The organism is Marinospirillum celere, from assembly GCF_900112235.1.
GTDB lineage: Bacteria > Pseudomonadota > Gammaproteobacteria > Pseudomonadales > Halomonadaceae > Marinospirillum > Marinospirillum celere.
Genome location: NZ_FOLH01000006.1, coordinates 1 through 15342 on the forward strand (window position 1 = coordinate 1; position 15342 = coordinate 15342).

General features: G+C 52.2%; 11 protein-coding genes and 1 pseudogene. 3 read left to right on the top strand and 9 right to left on the bottom strand.

Features of this window, described 5'->3' with window-relative positions; translation table 11 throughout:
- Positions 1-51 precede the first annotated feature (51 nt).
- The 8 genes and pseudogenes from BM185_RS12895 to BM185_RS12930 form a co-directional block, all read right to left on the bottom strand.
- Entirely contained in the window at positions 52-1263 is a 1212-nt protein-coding gene (locus tag BM185_RS12895; RefSeq protein ID WP_091964588.1) for an ABC transporter substrate-binding protein, read from the bottom strand.
- A gap of 108 nt (positions 1264-1371) precedes the next feature.
- Positions 1372-2082: an ABC transporter ATP-binding protein gene (locus tag BM185_RS12900; RefSeq protein WP_091964590.1), complete on the bottom strand. Its 711-nt coding sequence runs from the start codon at positions 2080-2082 to the stop codon at positions 1372-1374.
- Positions 2082-2855 carry an ABC transporter ATP-binding protein gene (locus BM185_RS12905; RefSeq protein ID WP_091964592.1) on the bottom strand — a complete coding sequence of 258 codons (774 nt, stop codon included), beginning with the start codon at positions 2853-2855 and terminating at the stop codon, positions 2082-2084. The genes BM185_RS12900 and BM185_RS12905 overlap by 1 nt, the downstream gene beginning before the upstream one ends.
- Positions 2856-3008: 153 nt before the next feature.
- Positions 3009-4934, bottom strand: a pseudogene (locus BM185_RS12910) (propionyl-CoA synthetase); the annotation flags it as partial.
- Positions 4935-5210: 276 nt separating this feature from the next.
- Complete coding sequence (mmsB, locus tag BM185_RS12915; RefSeq protein ID WP_091964596.1) at positions 5211-6095, bottom strand: 3-hydroxyisobutyrate dehydrogenase; 885 nt, start codon at positions 6093-6095, stop codon at positions 5211-5213.
- A 222-nt stretch (positions 6096-6317) separates the two neighbouring features.
- Positions 6318-7439 carry an enoyl-CoA hydratase/isomerase family protein gene (locus BM185_RS12920; RefSeq protein WP_091964598.1) on the bottom strand — a complete coding sequence of 374 codons (1122 nt, stop codon included), beginning with the start codon at positions 7437-7439 and terminating at the stop codon, positions 6318-6320.
- A gap of 229 nt (positions 7440-7668) precedes the next feature.
- Entirely contained in the window at positions 7669-8448 is a 780-nt protein-coding gene (locus BM185_RS12925; RefSeq protein ID WP_091964600.1) for an enoyl-CoA hydratase, read from the bottom strand.
- Complete coding sequence (locus BM185_RS12930; RefSeq protein WP_091964602.1) at positions 8448-9614, bottom strand: acyl-CoA dehydrogenase family protein; 1167 nt, start codon at positions 9612-9614, stop codon at positions 8448-8450. The genes BM185_RS12925 and BM185_RS12930 overlap by 1 nt, the downstream gene beginning before the upstream one ends.
- Positions 9615-9748: 134 nt before the next feature.
- Here BM185_RS12930 and BM185_RS12935 point away from each other — a divergent pair, with 134 nt between their 5' ends.
- From BM185_RS12935 to BM185_RS12945, 3 genes are all read left to right on the top strand, one after another.
- The gene (locus BM185_RS12935; RefSeq protein WP_091964604.1) at positions 9749-10630 is read left to right on the top strand and encodes an AraC family transcriptional regulator; all 882 of its coding nucleotides are present in this window, start codon (positions 9749-9751) and stop codon (positions 10628-10630) included.
- 82 nt (positions 10631-10712) lie between these two features.
- On the top strand, positions 10713-11138 hold the full coding sequence (locus BM185_RS12940) for a MerR family transcriptional regulator (RefSeq protein WP_091964606.1): 426 nt from the start codon (positions 10713-10715) through the stop codon (positions 11136-11138).
- A 197-nt stretch (positions 11139-11335) separates the two neighbouring features.
- A complete protein-coding gene (locus BM185_RS12945; RefSeq protein ID WP_091964608.1) occupies positions 11336-13015 on the top strand; it encodes an AMP-binding protein in 1680 nt (559 codons plus the stop codon).
- Positions 13016-13154: 139 nt separating this feature from the next.
- Here BM185_RS12945 and BM185_RS12950 read toward each other — a convergent pair whose 3' ends face one another.
- Positions 13155-15305 carry a sensor histidine kinase gene (locus BM185_RS12950; RefSeq protein ID WP_091964610.1) on the bottom strand — a complete coding sequence of 717 codons (2151 nt, stop codon included), beginning with the start codon at positions 15303-15305 and terminating at the stop codon, positions 13155-13157.
- Positions 15306-15342 lie beyond the last annotated feature (37 nt).

A 15342-nucleotide genomic window follows, 5' to 3' on the forward strand; every position in this document is an offset into this window, starting at 1 on the left:
AAAGGCCCCGCTTGTTTCTTATTTTCTAAATCAGCAGAAGCTTAATTCAACTTAGTTGTTGACTAGACGACACTGGCTTTGTGAAAGCGGACGGAAGGCTTCATCACCTGGGATGGTACGAACAATCTTGTACAGATCCCACTCACCAGAAGATTCTGCAGGTGTTTTAACCTCGGCCAGGTACATATCGTGAACCATGCGGCCGTCTTCGCGGACATAACCACCTTTGGCGAACATGTCGTTGATTTCGTTGTTAGCCATCCATTCACGAACAACTGATGCTTTGTCACTGCCAGTCGCTTCAACACCTTTCAAGTAGTGCATGGTGCTGGAGTAGATACCGGCTTGAACCATAGAAGGGCGAGCGCCAGTGCGATCATAGAAGCGATCAGCCCAAGCACGTGCATCTTCATCCATATCCCAGTACCAGCCAGTGGTCAGTTGAATGCCTTGAGCGGTTTGAGTGCCCAGGGCGTGAACGTCATTCAGGAAGAGCAGCAGAGCAGCAATCGTTTGACCGGCTTGGGCCAGACCAAACTCACCTGCGGTTTGGATAGAGTTAACGGTGTCACCGCCGGCATTGGCTAAACCAACAACCTGAGCACCAGAGGATTGAGCCTGCAAAACGTAAGAAGAGAAGTCACTGGTTCCCAGTGGGTGACGAACCGTGTTTACTACAGTGCCACCATTGGCTTCTACAACGTTACGTACATCGTTTTCCAGGGCATGACCGAAAGCATAATCAGCGGTTAGCATGAACCAGCTCTCACCACCTTCAGCTACAACAGCTGCTGCAGTACCATTAGCCAGTGGATAGGTGTCGTAAGTCCAGTGGATGTGGTTAGGTGTGCAGTGTTCATTGGTGATACTGGAAGCTGCAGAACCGTTAACCAGACCCAGGGTGTTAGTACCATCCATAACCCGCGTGGCAGCAATGGTCACCGAAGAAGCCACCAGACCCTGAACCATATCAACATTATCCCGCTCAACCCACTGACGCACGGTGCTGGAAGCTACGTCAGGACTGTTACGGTCATCAGCACTGAGAATGCGTATATTGGCACCGTTAATGGAGCCACCAAATTCTTCAACAGCCATACGCAGAGCAGTCAAACCATTTGGCCCGGCCAGATCCCGGTAAATACCAGACATATCTGCCAGATAGCCGATGCGAATTTCATTATTAGAGATTTCAGCCTGAGCTGCGCTCATGCCCATAGCTGTTGCGATTGCTGCCGTTAATGCAGTTTTCATCAGTTTCATTGTTTTTCTCCGATGCCTTGCAGGCTCTTGTTTTTGTTTTGCTTGTTGGTTTTTCATCCGTGAATAGCCTTTTGGCTAGTTAAAATCCGTGTTCGGGTTATCCAGGCGCTACACGCCCAGATAGGTGTTCAGTATGTCCTGTTTGCTTTCCAGCTCTTCTTTTTTGATTTCTTCGACGATCTGACCGTGCTCCATAATGTAATGGCGATCAGCAATCGGGGCTGCAAAACGGAAGTTTTGTTCAACCAAAAGAATGGTCAGATTTTTGGCTTTAAGCTTGTTAAGCACTTCAGCCAATTTTTGGACGATAACCGGAGCCAGACCTTCAGTGATTTCATCCAGCAGGAGCATATTGGCTCCAGTGCGCAGGATACGAGCCATGGCCAGCATTTGCTGTTCACCACCGGATAGCTGAGTACCGCGACTTCTGCGACGCTCATACAGGTTGGGGAACATGTCATAGATTTCATCCAGACTCATACCGCCGCTGCGAACCGTGGGTGGTAACAAGAGGTTTTCTTCCACGCTTAAGCTGGCAAAAATACCGCGCTCTTCCGGGCAGTAACCCACACCCAAACGGGCAATATGATGAGGCGCTGTATTAATGGTTTCATTACCATTGATCATGATGGAACCAGTACGACGTCCAACCATGTTCATAATGGATTTGAGGGTGGTACTACGTCCGGCACCGTTACGACCCAGCAAGGTCACCAGTTCACCACGATTGATCTGAAGATCAATACCGTGAAGGATATGGGATTCCCCATAGTAGGCATGCAGATCGGTAATACGCAGTTGTTCGTAAGCCTTACTCATCAGTGGGCCCCCTTCACTTCAGCATCTTCACTGCCCATGTAGGCTTCACGCACCTTGGGATTTTGGGAAACGTTGGCATAATCGCCTTCAGCCAGGACAGCACCACGCGCCAGAACGGTAATCTTGTCGCAGAGTTTACTGACCACGCCTAGGTTATGCTCAACCATCAGAATCGTACGCCCTACTGCCGCTTGGCGAATCAGTTCAACGACCTTATCAACGTCTTCATGACCCATGCCCTGGGTTGGTTCATCGAGCAACATCACAGTGGGCTCCATGGCCAGGGTGGTTGCCAACTCCAAAGCCCGCTTGCGGCCATAGGGCAGCTCAACAGTAATAGTGTTGGAATACTCCTCCAGACCTACAGACTCCAAAAGCTCCATAGCGCGATCGTTGAGCTTGTCCAACACCCGCTCATGTTTCCAAAAGTGGAAGGAGTTACCCATGGGGCGTTGTAAGGCCACCCGCACGTTTTCCAATACTGTCATGTGTGGAAACACAGCAGAAATCTGAAAAGAGCGGACCAGGCCCTTACGAGCGATTTGGTTGGATTTGAGTTTGGTAATCGACTCACCCTGGTAAAGAATCTCTCCACGGGTGGGGGGCAGATATTTTGTCAGGAGGTTGAAGACCGTGGTTTTACCAGCACCATTAGGACCAATCAGGGCATGAATCGTACCCTTCTCAACCTGCAGGTCTACTGAGTCAACAGCTGTGAAGCCGCGAAACTCTTTAGTCAGACCTCGCGTTTCTAACACGAACTCCTGGCTCATAGTGAATCCTCTTGCTGTGGGCTTAAGCCCTGTTGTTTTTGTTGCAGCTAGTCTTACTGAGCTTGTCGAACCAGTCTTAAATGACCTTGACGTAAACGTAAACCATATCAACAGGATCGACAAGAGGGTTTTTTGACTTTTTTGCGATTTTTGTTAATTCACCTTGGATTTAGTAATGCCTGCCTGATCCAACGCTTCACCAATTTCCGGCAAAATGGAAAGATCATCAATCGTTGAAGGCGGCGCATAGTCTTCACCCTCGGCAATTTTGCGCAGAATCGCACGCAGAATCTTCCCAGAACGGGTTTTCGGCAAGCGTTTGACCACCAGCGCTTTCTGGAAACAAGCCAGCGCACCAATCTTTTCACGTACCAGGGCAATAAGCTCCTTCTCCAGCTGCTCATGGCTGATGTCCGCCCCATCCTTGAGTAGAATCAACCCCACCGGTAACTGGCCCTTCAGCTCGTCAGAAACGCCAATGACCGCACATTCCGCCACTGCCGGATGGGTCGCTACCACTTCTTCCATTTCCCCCGTAGAAAGGCGGTGACCGGAGACATTAATCACATCATCAGTACGGCCCATGATGTAAACAAAGCCTTCCTGGTCGATATAGCCGCCATCCCCGGTGTGGTAGTAGCCCTTAAAGGTGCTCAGATAGGATTTCAGATAGCGCTCATGGTCACCCCAAAGGGTTTGAGCCACACCCGGCGGCAAGGGCAGCTTGATTGCAATGGAGCCCATTTCATCTGGCTCGGCCTGGGAACCATCTGGACGCAAGACTTGAACATCATAGCCAGGTACACCCCGGTTAGTAGAGCCCACGCGGAGATCACCCTCGCCCATGCCGGTTAGCGGTGCCGTTACCGGCCAGCCGGTTTCGGTTTGCCACCAGTGGTCAAACACTGGCTTTTTAGACATTTCGTGGAGCCAGTGGTAAGTGGGTGAATCCAGCTTTTCACCAGCAACAAAAATATGCTTGAGCGAAGAGACATCATATTGGCGGAACAGCTCACCTTCCGGGTCTTCCTTGCGAATAGCACGGAAAGCGGTAGGTGCACAGAAGATGCCGTTGACACCGTATTCCTGAATCACCCGCCAGAAGGCCCCAGCATCCGGTGTGCGTACTGGCTTACCTTCGTAGAAGATGCTGGTGCAACCACCCATCAGTGGGCCATAAACGATGAAGGAATGGCCAACCACCCAGCCAATATCAGAAATACCCCACCAGGTATCGCCATCCTGCATGTTATAGACATTGCGCAGGGCAAAATTCAGCGCCACGGCATGGCCGCCATTCTCACGCAGCACGCCCTTGGGCTTGCCGGTGGTGCCGGAGGTATACATGATATACAGCGGGTCTGTAGCCGCCACCGAGACACACTCAGCGGGCGTTACATCCTCTTGCACTTGAAACCAGTCCAGATCCCGGCCTGCTTGCATTTGCGCCTTAATTTGCGGGCGCTGCAACAGAATGACTTTTTCTGGCTTATGAGTGGCTTCTTCAATCGCGGCATCGACCAGCGGCTTGTATTCAATCACCTTGGTAAATTCAATGCCGCAGGAAGCCGTCAACACCACCTTGGGTTTGGAGTCATCAATACGCACTGCCAACTCATGGGGTGCAAAACCGCCAAAAACCACTGAATGCACTGCGCCCAGACGCGCGCAGGCGAGCATGGCAATGGCTGCTTCCGGCACCATGGGCATGTAGATAATGACCCCATCGCCCTTACCAATGCCCTGAGCCTTGAGCGCACCAGCAAAGCGCTTGACGTCTTCCAACAACTGATTATAGGTGAAGGTTTTTTTGGTATCTGTCACCGGCGAATCATAAATCAGCGCAATGCGATCACCCTTGCCGTCTTCGACATGGCGATCCAGCGCCAGATAACAGGAATTCAGCTCACCATCGGCATACCACTGGTGAGTCCCATCGGCGTTTTCCTTGAGAATCTGGGTTGGCTTCTTGTACCAAGCAATTTGATCGGCCTGCTCGGCCCAGAAACTCTCCGGGTTTTTCAATGCACGCTCACGTGCGTCTTGTGCTTGTTGCATGTGAACCTCGTCTCTGTTTTGTTTTTGTTTTGACGTAAATGATTGGCTGTGCTTCGGCTAGCCTCTGGCCTCAAGGGCAGGGCATTACCTGTCAGGACGCGTAAATACATCCCTGTAAGCTCCGACCACAACGTCTTGCCCTTCCGTGACCACCCAAGGCGGCTAGTACCAAAGCGCGACAAGGGTGTCTGTTGCCAGCGTAGCAGGGACTGCGCAGCGCGGCGCTTGAGGCAAGGAAAGCCGAGCGCGCCGAAAAACAGATCTCCCTTGTCATAGCGCTCACGCCTGGCCGACCCCTTACTCAGCAAACATCTTCTGGATGCTGGAGAAGTCCAGGCCGCCATTGCCTTTTTGGGCATGCAAAGCGAAGAGGTTGCGCGCCAGGCTGCCCATGGGAACGGAGGATTTGCTGGCAACAGCAGTATCCAGCGCCAGCCCCAGGTCTTTGGCCATCAGGTCAACCTGGAAGCCGCCCTGGTAGTTGTTGGATGAAGGCACGCCTTCCATCACGCCAGGCCAGGGGTTGTAGACGTTAAGGGTCCAGTTGCCGCCCGAGCTTTGCTTCATGATTTCGGAGAGCACCGCTGGATCCAGGCCATTTTTGACGCCCATCGCCAGGGATTCAGTCGTCCCTGCCATGAGTACGGCCAGCAGCATGTTGTTGCAGATTTTGGCAATCTGACCAGCACCGGCATCTCCCGCGTGGAAAGTAGCTTTAGCCATGGGTTCGAGAATAGGTTTGGCTTGATCAAAAGCTTCTTTATCACCACCACAGATAAAGGTCAGGGTGCCGGCTTTGGCACCACCGACACCACCGGAAACCGGAGTATCCATAAAGCGGATTTTCTTTTCAGCAGCAACTGCAGCGACCTTGCGTGCCGTGTCAGCGGCGATAGTTGAGGAATCCAGCACCAGGGTTCCAGCAGGCAGTTGGCTGAACAGACCTTCAGCACCCAGGTAAAGGCTTTCCACGTGCTGGCTGGCGGGCAGCATGGATACCACCACTTCTGCACCCTTGGCTGCTTCAGCCGCTGAAGTAGCGGTTTTGCCACCGGCACCTTGTAGTTCTTTCAGCGCAGCATCACTCAGGTCAAAGCCAGTCACGTCATGGCCTGCCTTAACCAGGTTTTGCGCCATGGGACCACCCATATTGCCAAGACCGATAAATGCGATTTTTGTCATTGTTTTTCTCCGGTTACTAGTTCGTGTGTAATGAATGTGACTACTTCAAGGGGAAAGGCGTGAAGCAATTCAGGCCTTTCCCAACATACAGTTGTGGCCGACCTACATGGATGTAGGAAGTGCAGAAATTCATCAGGAGTGAATTCTGCCGGAGCTTACAGGGACGTATTCACGCGTCCTGTAATTGCTTTACTCTTTTCCCAGTGACTCCCGGCCTCACGCTCAGAGGTCATTCAACGGATTAATCCCCCAAAGCGGTTCAAAAAAGCTATCAACCCACTGCTGTTCCACGCTGCCTGCTGTTGGGTAGCGCCAGCGGGGCTTTTTGTCTTTGTCGATTAAAAGCGCTCTGATACCTTCAGCAAATTCCCCTTTCAGAGCACAGTTCACGGAAACCGTCAGCTCCTGCTGAAAGACTTCTTTCAAAGAGGCATGGCGAGTGCGCCTGAGTTGTTCTTGTATCAACAGCATGGAAGTAGGCGAGCCCGCCGCCAGGGTGGATACCGCACGATTCAACCACTTGTCATCGCCCTGGTAGCTGGTGATTTTTTTAATTCGTTCCAACGGCGAATCTGCATCAGTCAGGTACTGAATCTGCTGGTAGTGATCCTGGACGGGTGAATCCGGCAGTTCTGCCAAGCAGGGTTCTTCAAATTCACGCAGGGTTTGATTAACGGTTTTCCAAGGGTCTTCCCAACCGGCTTCTTCCAGCGCACCCAGTACCCGATTACGGTGTTCGTGGGTGATAAAGCGGTCGGCCAGGCCGGTAAATAGCGCATCAGCAGCGTTGATGTTAGCTCCGGTCAGGCCGAGGAAGAGGCCTGTGCGGCCGGGCATGTGGTTGAGGAACCAGCTACCGCCGACATCCGGGTAGAGGCCGATGGTGATTTCCGGCATGGCCAGGCGCGAATTTTCGGTAACGACTCGGTAGGCCGCACCAGCCATCAGGCCCATACCACCGCCCATGACGATGCCGTTACCCCAAACGATCAAGGGTTTGGGGTAGGTGTGGATCAGGTAGTCAAGGCGGTATTCGGTGGAGAAAAAGGTTTCGGCATAGGCGTTGGTTTTGGCTGGATCACCACCACCCGAATATTCCGTCATCGACCGGTAGAGAGCGACGATATCGCCACCCGCACAGAAGGCCTTGTCGCCACTCCCTTCCAGCCAGACAGCGGCAATACGCTTGTCATCGGCCCAGCTGCGGAATTTGGGCAGCAGCTGCTCGATCATTTCCAGCGACAAGGCATTGAGGGCTTTGGGCGCATTCAGAGTCGCCACCCCCAGCAACTGGCCGTTGTTAAGCGGCAGTTCGCTGAAAATTACCGGTAAATCAGTTGTCATGGCTAGCTCTCTTGGTTGTTAACATTTTCTTCTTGCTACTTTCAAATAGCTGCTCGCTTTTGCAAGGCAGCCCTGAGGCAAATCCGGAACGAGGCACTACAGGTCAGGACGCATGAATACATCCCTGTAAGCTCTGACTGCAACCTCCTGTTGCAGACAGCCTGACCTTGCAGCACCTCGTTCCTGCATCAGTTCGCCTGACAAGTGCATGCCTCGCCACTGGAACCTCTTACCTGTTCTTCCACTCAGCCTGGCGCTTGTTCAAAAACGCCTGGACGCCTTCTTTTTGGTCTTCGGTATCGAAGAGGTCGACAAAGAGTTCACGCTCCAAGCGCCAGCCTTCGTCATGGCCTTTAGCATCTCGGGCATTCATAACCAGAGTTTTGCAGGAGGCAATGGAAGAAGGTGATTGCTGACAGGCCATTTCTGCCAATTCCAGGGCCTTTTCCAGCGCCTTGCCTGTAGGCACGACTTCTTCAACCAGACCGATTTCCAAAGCTTTGTCGGCTTTCAGGCGTTCGCCGCAGAGGATCATGCGTTTGGCCCAGCCTTCACCCACCAGCCAGGGTAGGTTTTGGGTGCCACCCGCACAGGGCAGGAGGCCGACCTTGGCTTCGGGCAGAGCCATTTGGGCCTGTTCTTCCGCGACACGAATATCGCAAGAGAGGGCGCATTCCAGGCCACCACCCATGGCATAGCCGTTGATAGCAGCGATGGAGACACCACGGAAGTTAGTCAGGGCTTCAAAGGCTAGGCCAAAGTGGCGGGCCATGTCGCGGGCAACGGCTTTATCGCCATCAGCAAATTTGTTGAGATCAGCACCGGCTGAGAAGAATTTTTCGCCTTCACCCGTTATGACCAGGGCAAAGATGTCCAGGTCGGCATTCAGGTCTTCGACCAGCTTTTTCAGGCCAGACAAGGATTCTTCATTCCAGGTGTTGGCCGGTGGGTTGTTGATGGTGATCAGGGCGATATGGCCGCGTTTTTCGTATTTCAGCAGATCAGTCATTATTGAATGGCCTCCAGTACGCCAGCTTCAAGCGCCCGACGAGCAACGATCAGGCGCATAATTTCATTGGTTCCTTCAAGGATGCGGTGGACCCGTGCATCACGCAGGTACCGCTCTAAGGGGTATTCACGAATATAACCATAACCACCATGCAACTGTAGAGCTTCATCAATGACTTGGAAGCAAACATCAGTGGCAAAGCGCTTGGCCATGGCACAATAAAGCGTGGCTTCATGGTCGCCCTGGTCGAGTTTGAAAGCAGCCAGGCGCACCATTTGTCGTGCAGCGGTGAGGTCAGTGGTCATGTCTGCCAGTTTGAACTGCAGGGCTTGGAAATTAGCCAACTCCTGTCCAAACTGCTTACGCTCTTGCAAGTATTCGCGAGAGCGCAGCAAAGCGGCCTGGGCAGCACCCACAGAGCAGGTGGCAATGTTGATACGCCCACCGTCTAAGCCTTTCATGGCGAATTTGAAACCTTCACCTTCCTTGCCCAGCAGGTTGCGCGCAGGAATGCGCACCTTGTCAAAGGTAATCAGGCGGGTCGGCTGGCTGTTCCAGCCCATTTTTTCTTCCGCCTTGCCATATTCAACCCCAGCTTCATCAGCGGGAACGATAAAGGCTGAAACCCCCTTAGCACCTTCTTCCTGGCTACCTGTACGAGCCATGACGACTAGAATATGGGTGGAACCGGCTCCGGAAATAAACATCTTGGAGCCTTCAATAATATAGTGATCACCATCCCGGGTGGCCTTGGTTCTCAAGCTGCCCGCATCAGAACCTGCACCGGGCTCCGTCAAGCAGTAAGACCCCAGCCATTCACCACTGGCAAGACGAGGGGCAATTTCTTCAGCAACGTCGGGCTGGGCGAAGGAAGCCACCATCCAGCTGACCATATTATGAATCGTGATATAAGCAGCCGTTGAAGGACAGGCCGCGGCCAGTTCCTCAACAATGACGCTGGTGTCCAGACGCGATAGCTCCATTCCCCCGTGGGATTCAGGGGTGTACATACCACAAAAGCCCATTTCACCGGCTTCACGGATGACATCAACCGGAAAGATATGCTCGGCATCCCATTGGGAAGCATTTGGGGCCATGGATTTTTCAGCAAAGGCCCTGGCCGCATCACGAAAAGCGATCTGGTCTTCTGTCAGGTTAAAGTCCATGCTTTGTCCTCGTTATAATTCTCAGGCAAACAGCCTCAACAAAAACCGAGCGGCTGCTAGGTTGGAATTAAAATTAGCAATAGTTGACGCTCACGTAAATTGACTAAATTGCTCAAAGGATGGACTATATTGCGATGTCAACCACATCCGATTGGCCGCTACCTGACGGCAGCCTACGCTACATCATCCCTCACCGGGTTTTAAAGCTTCTGGAAAAGCATCCGCTGACCCGGGAGCTTTACCCTGTTTCTTTTGGTCATTACCGCCGCGCCCGCGGTCATAGCATGCACCGCGAACGTCATGATGATGAATTACTGATCTACTGCACCGAAGGCGAAGCCGAAGTCATCACCGGTGGTCAGCGCCTTCTGGTTGAAGCTGGTGATCTTCTTTTATTACCAACCGGCGAACCCCACCGCTATCAAACCCCAGACCACAACCCCTGGACCATCCACTGGGTTCACTACACCGGCCCCCTGGCCAGCTATTTTCAGCAATACCTGGGTTTTAGCGGCTCAAATCGTCGCATTCACCTGGGCCGGCAACCTCGTCTACTGGTTGACTTCAACGGCCTCTTGTCAGTTCAGGACTCAGGCTTTCGGGAACAGCCTCTGATTCATGCTGCCAACCGCCTAAGACAGCTCCTCACCGCCCTACCTCTCTCCCACCAGGGCGTGCAGCTGAAACAACAAACCGAACTCGACTTAGAACGCCTGCATCAGTTAATGCGTACTCACCTCGAAGACCGCCTCGACCTCGACAGCCTCGCCGAAGCCGCCGGTCTCTCCCGCTACCACTTCATCGCCCGCTACAAACAACTCACCGGACAGACCCCCATCCAACACTACCTCCACATGAAGATTGAAAGGGCTTGCTATCTTCTAGATACTGGCGAATCCAGCATCAGCAGCATTGCCGAGCAACTCGGCTATGAAGACAGCTACTACTTCTCGCGCCTATTCAAAAAAGTCATGGGGGTTAGTCCGGCGAACTACCGGCGCGTCAATCGTTACTGATTAAAAAAATCGCTATTTTCCTTTACGTAAACGTAAACCTTGATTAGAGTTAGCGAAAAGACCTTTTCAACTTAAGAAAATCATGAACACTACAACCAAAATACGTACCTACAGTATCAGCGACCTGGCCAAGGAGTTCGACGTTACCACTCGAACCATTCGCTTTTATGAACAGCAGGGTCTACTCAACCCAACACGCCAGGGCCAAACCCGTATTTACAGCCCCAAAGACAGGGTCCGCCTAATGCTGACCCTTAGAGGCAAACGCCTAGGCTTTAGCCTTGCGGAAAGTAAAGAACTTTTTGACATGTACGATTCCACCACGGAAGGCGACGAAAAACAGCTCCTGTACATGCTCAACATCCTGGAAAAGAAACAAGCCGACATGCGCCAACAACTGCGTGACATCCAACGCCTCCAGGAAGAACTCAACAACGCCGAAGACCGCTGCCTGGAAGCCCTAAACAAAGTCCGCAGCGGCAAACGCCAAAAACAAAAAGCAGGATAATTTCACTAAAAGGTTAGTAATTTACAGTTAGGAGCGCGGTGGATGTGACTGCTTTCAGGCCGTCTGCAACAGGAAGTTGCAGACGGAGCTTACAGGGAAGTATTCACGCGTCCTGAAAGCAGTTACTCCAACCAGCGACTCTGATAACAACTACAGCTCCTCACAACCAACACACAACAAACACAAAAGGTGGGTTTATGAGCAAACAACCTAGCTACGTCAGCGGAACCAGCGACAAACCTCTGTTGGGTATGACCATCGGCGATCTCTTCGATCAAACCGTTTCCGAATTCCCCGACAATGATGCCCTCATCTCAAGGCATCAAAAACTGCGTTACACCTACAAAGAACTCCAGCAAGAAGTTAACCGCTGTGCCCGTGGCCTGCTGAAAATGGGCGTACAAAAAGGTGAGCGCGTCGGTATCTGGTCACCCAACAACGCCCAATGGTGCATTACCCAGTTCGCGACCGCCAAAATCGGTGCCATCCTGGTCAACATCAACCCCAGCTACCGCACCCACGAGCTGGAATATGCCCTCAAGCATTCAGGCACCAGCACCCTGATCCTTGAAGGCGAATTCAAAGCCTCCAAGTATGCAGAAATGCTGTGCGAAGTCGCTCCTGAGCTAAAAACCAGCACCCCTCAGGTGTTCAAATCGGCCAAATTACCCGAATTGAAGCGCGTTATCTGCCTAAATGATGACCTGGCCACCGAAGGCATGTATACCTGGTCCGACCTGATGGCTATGTACGATCAGGTGACTGAAGCCCAGCTGTATGATATTCAGAAAACCCTGCAGTTTGATGACCCCATCAACATCCAGTACACCTCCGGGACGACTGGCGCACCCAAGGGCGCAACCCTGTCACACCACAATATCCTCAACAACGGCTATTTTGTGGGCGAGGGTATGAACTTGACGCACAAGGATCGCATGGTCATTCCTGTGCCTCTCTACCACTGCTTCGGTATGGTAATGGGTAACCTGGGCTGTGTGACCCACGGCTCCACAATGATCTACCCGTCTGACGGTTTTGATCCCGAGCTGACCCTAAAGGCTGTGGAAGAAGAAAAAGCCACGACCCTTTACGGCGTACCCACCATGTTTATTGCTGAGCTGGAACACCCGGATTTTGAAAAATTCGATCTGCGCCATCTGCGCACTGGCATCATGGCCGGTTCCAACTGCCCGATTGAAGTCATGAAAAAAGTCATCGACAAGATGAACATGAAGGATGTCACCATCTGCTACGGCATGACCGAAACCAGCCCCGTCAGCTTCCAGACCCGTATGGACGCGCCGATTGAAAAGCGTGTCTCCACCGTCGGCACCATTCACCCCCACCTGGAGGTGAAACTGGTCGACCCCGAATCCGGCAACGTCGTTGAACGCGGTGAAAAGGGTGAGCTCTGCACCCGCGGCTACAGTGTTATGCTGGGCTACTGGAATAACGAAGAAGAAACCAAAAAATCCATTGTTAACAAATGGATGCATACCGGCGACCTGGCCGAGATGGATGAGGAAGGCTATGTTGCCATTACCGGCCGCATTAAGGACATGATCATTCGCGGTGGTGAAAACATCTACCCACGCGAACTGGAAGAGTTCTTCTACACCCATCCAGACATTTCCGATGTTCAGGTCATCGGTGTACCGGATCAAAAATACGGTGAAGAAGTCATGGCTTGGATCAAGACCCATGAAGGCAAGGAACTGACTGAAGAGCAGATGCGTGAATTCTGTAAGGGCAAGATTGCTCACTTCAAGATTCCACGCTACTTCAAGTTCACTCAGGACTTCCCGATGACCGTCACCGGCAAGATCCAGAAGTTCAAGATGCGTGATCAAAGCATTGAGGAACTGGGCCTGCGTTAAAAACGTTTTTCCAACAACCTTAGGCTGAGCTAGTTAATTGAACTACTCAGCTTAAGGCAGTAATTTAGGGCCTTGATCATCAGCTCATACCTATAAACTCAAAACTTTCAATAAATCTTAGTGCTCCCAGCGTCTTTGTTTAGAAGGCCTTATGTGGATGGTTTCTTGCAGCACTAATGGTAAAATAAAAAACTGAGCCTTGACCTGGACTGGATTCGTACCCTATCTCGCCCTGCATTTTTTCAATCACGGCGCGTGTGATGGCCAGGCCAAGTCCGGTCCCTCCTTTCTGGCGGGTATCTGATGCATCGGCCTGCGCAAAGCGCTGGAAGATTCGATCACGAAATGCTTCCGGTACACCCTGCCCCTGATCAGTGACACTGACACGAACATGCTCAGCAAACCGTTCAAAATGGATCTCCACCCTGCTTCCCGGGAGTGAAAACTTGATGGCATTGGACAACAGATTACTCATCACCTGATGCAGCCGCTGGGGATCTGCCAGAACAGGGGTGCACACTGCATCTGGCTGCAATCGCAAGGTCACCTGGTGCTGATCGGCAAAACTCTGATTTCTGTCGATCGACTCCCGCAGTAAAGCCAGCAGATCAAGTTCAACAAGCTCAAAATGCATTTCTCCGGATTCAAGCTTATCCATATCCAGCAAATCATTGACCAGCTGGGTCAAGTGCTCGGCATTTCTCAGCGCCGATTCCAGCATCGGCTGGGCTGTATCCGGCATCACCCCCAACTGACCATGAGCCGCCAGCCCCAGAACCCCCCTGATCGAAGTCAGCGGTGTTCTCAATTCATGACTTACGGTCGAAATGAACTGGTTTTTGGCAATTTCGGCCTGTTTTCGCTCGGTGATATCCCAGTTGGTTCCAATCACTCTTGTATCACCTTGTTCCGACTGGGGCTGAACCCGACCATTGGCCTTGATCCAGTGAATACTGCCATCAGGATGCAATACCCGAAACTCGGTATCAAAAGCACGGCGTTGATCAATGGACTGCTGCAGCTCGGTTTTGGCTCGCTGCAGATCATCGGGATGCAGCCCTTGCTCCCAGAAGGAATAAGCCCCGGAAAAGTCTCCCGCATCCCGTCCGTAAAGCCTGAACATTTGTTCATCCCAGATCAGTTCACCGGTTTCCACTCGATATTCCCAGATGCCTACTCCTGCACTGGATGTTGCCAGGGACAGGCGTTGACGTTGTTCATCCAGTAAAAAAAACAGCCGGTTGAATGCTGCAACCAGTTGAGCCACTTCATCCTGCCCCTTGACCTTCAGCAATTCAACTGGCTGCTGGCCAGCGGACATGGCATCAATATTTGCTGTTGCTTGTTTCAGGGGAGCAAGCAGTCGGTGCAACAACAGGAACAATATCAGGCCACCGGCAATGACCAGCATAACGGAAGCCTTCAAAAGCTTGTTGATCAGCTCCTGCATCGGCTGTTGCACCAGTGCTTCAGGAACCGCTCGTACGATGGTCCAGTTCATCTGCGGCACACTGGCCGTGGCAAAAATGAAGTACTCACCATCCTTGTGTCTGGCACGCCCACTGACATTACCCCTGCGCACCGAGTCAATCAACGGATTCATGCCATCTTCCGGCAGCAGTTGCATGGCCTGGGAGGGATCACTGGCAGTGACAATCAGTTCATTGGTTTCATCCAGCACATAGAACAAGCCCCCCATTCCGGTACTGTCGTGCCCGACATCGAGCAGGAAGTTGTTTTCTGTAAGGATGGTGACACCGATCAAAAAGCCCAGCAGCTGTTGTTTTGAATCCAGCAGGGGAACATTGATGAAAAAACTGGGACGATCGAGACTACGACTGACCAGTGGTCGCGTTATCACTGGCTGAAGGGTTGCCCTCACCTGCTGCACATGCGCACGATCAGCAATGTTCAGCCCGATGCGGTTACTGTTGATGGGGGCTTCGGCAATACCTATGGCATTGATATCAAACACGCCAAGCCCACCATTAAACAGCTGCCGCCCGGGAACCGATAATTGCAGGCGCTGGTTCAGTTGGCTGACGGGAAGCAATTGATCATTCTCAATCATGACTTCAGCCAGGTACTGCAAGGCCTTTTGCCGCTCTGACAGCGCTGATTGCGCCTGAGCTGCCAGCCACTCCGCATCAGACTGCTGCTCCAGCAGCAACAGCCGTGAAACCTCTTTCGGCAAGTTGCTGCGCAAACCTGTAATTAGCACAAAGGAAACAAGAACCAACACCCCAAGGCCCAGCAAAGAAACCTTGTGCAATATCTTCAGTGATTTCATCAACACCTCCTGAGTTGCGTTGAGACCTTCCTTGTGA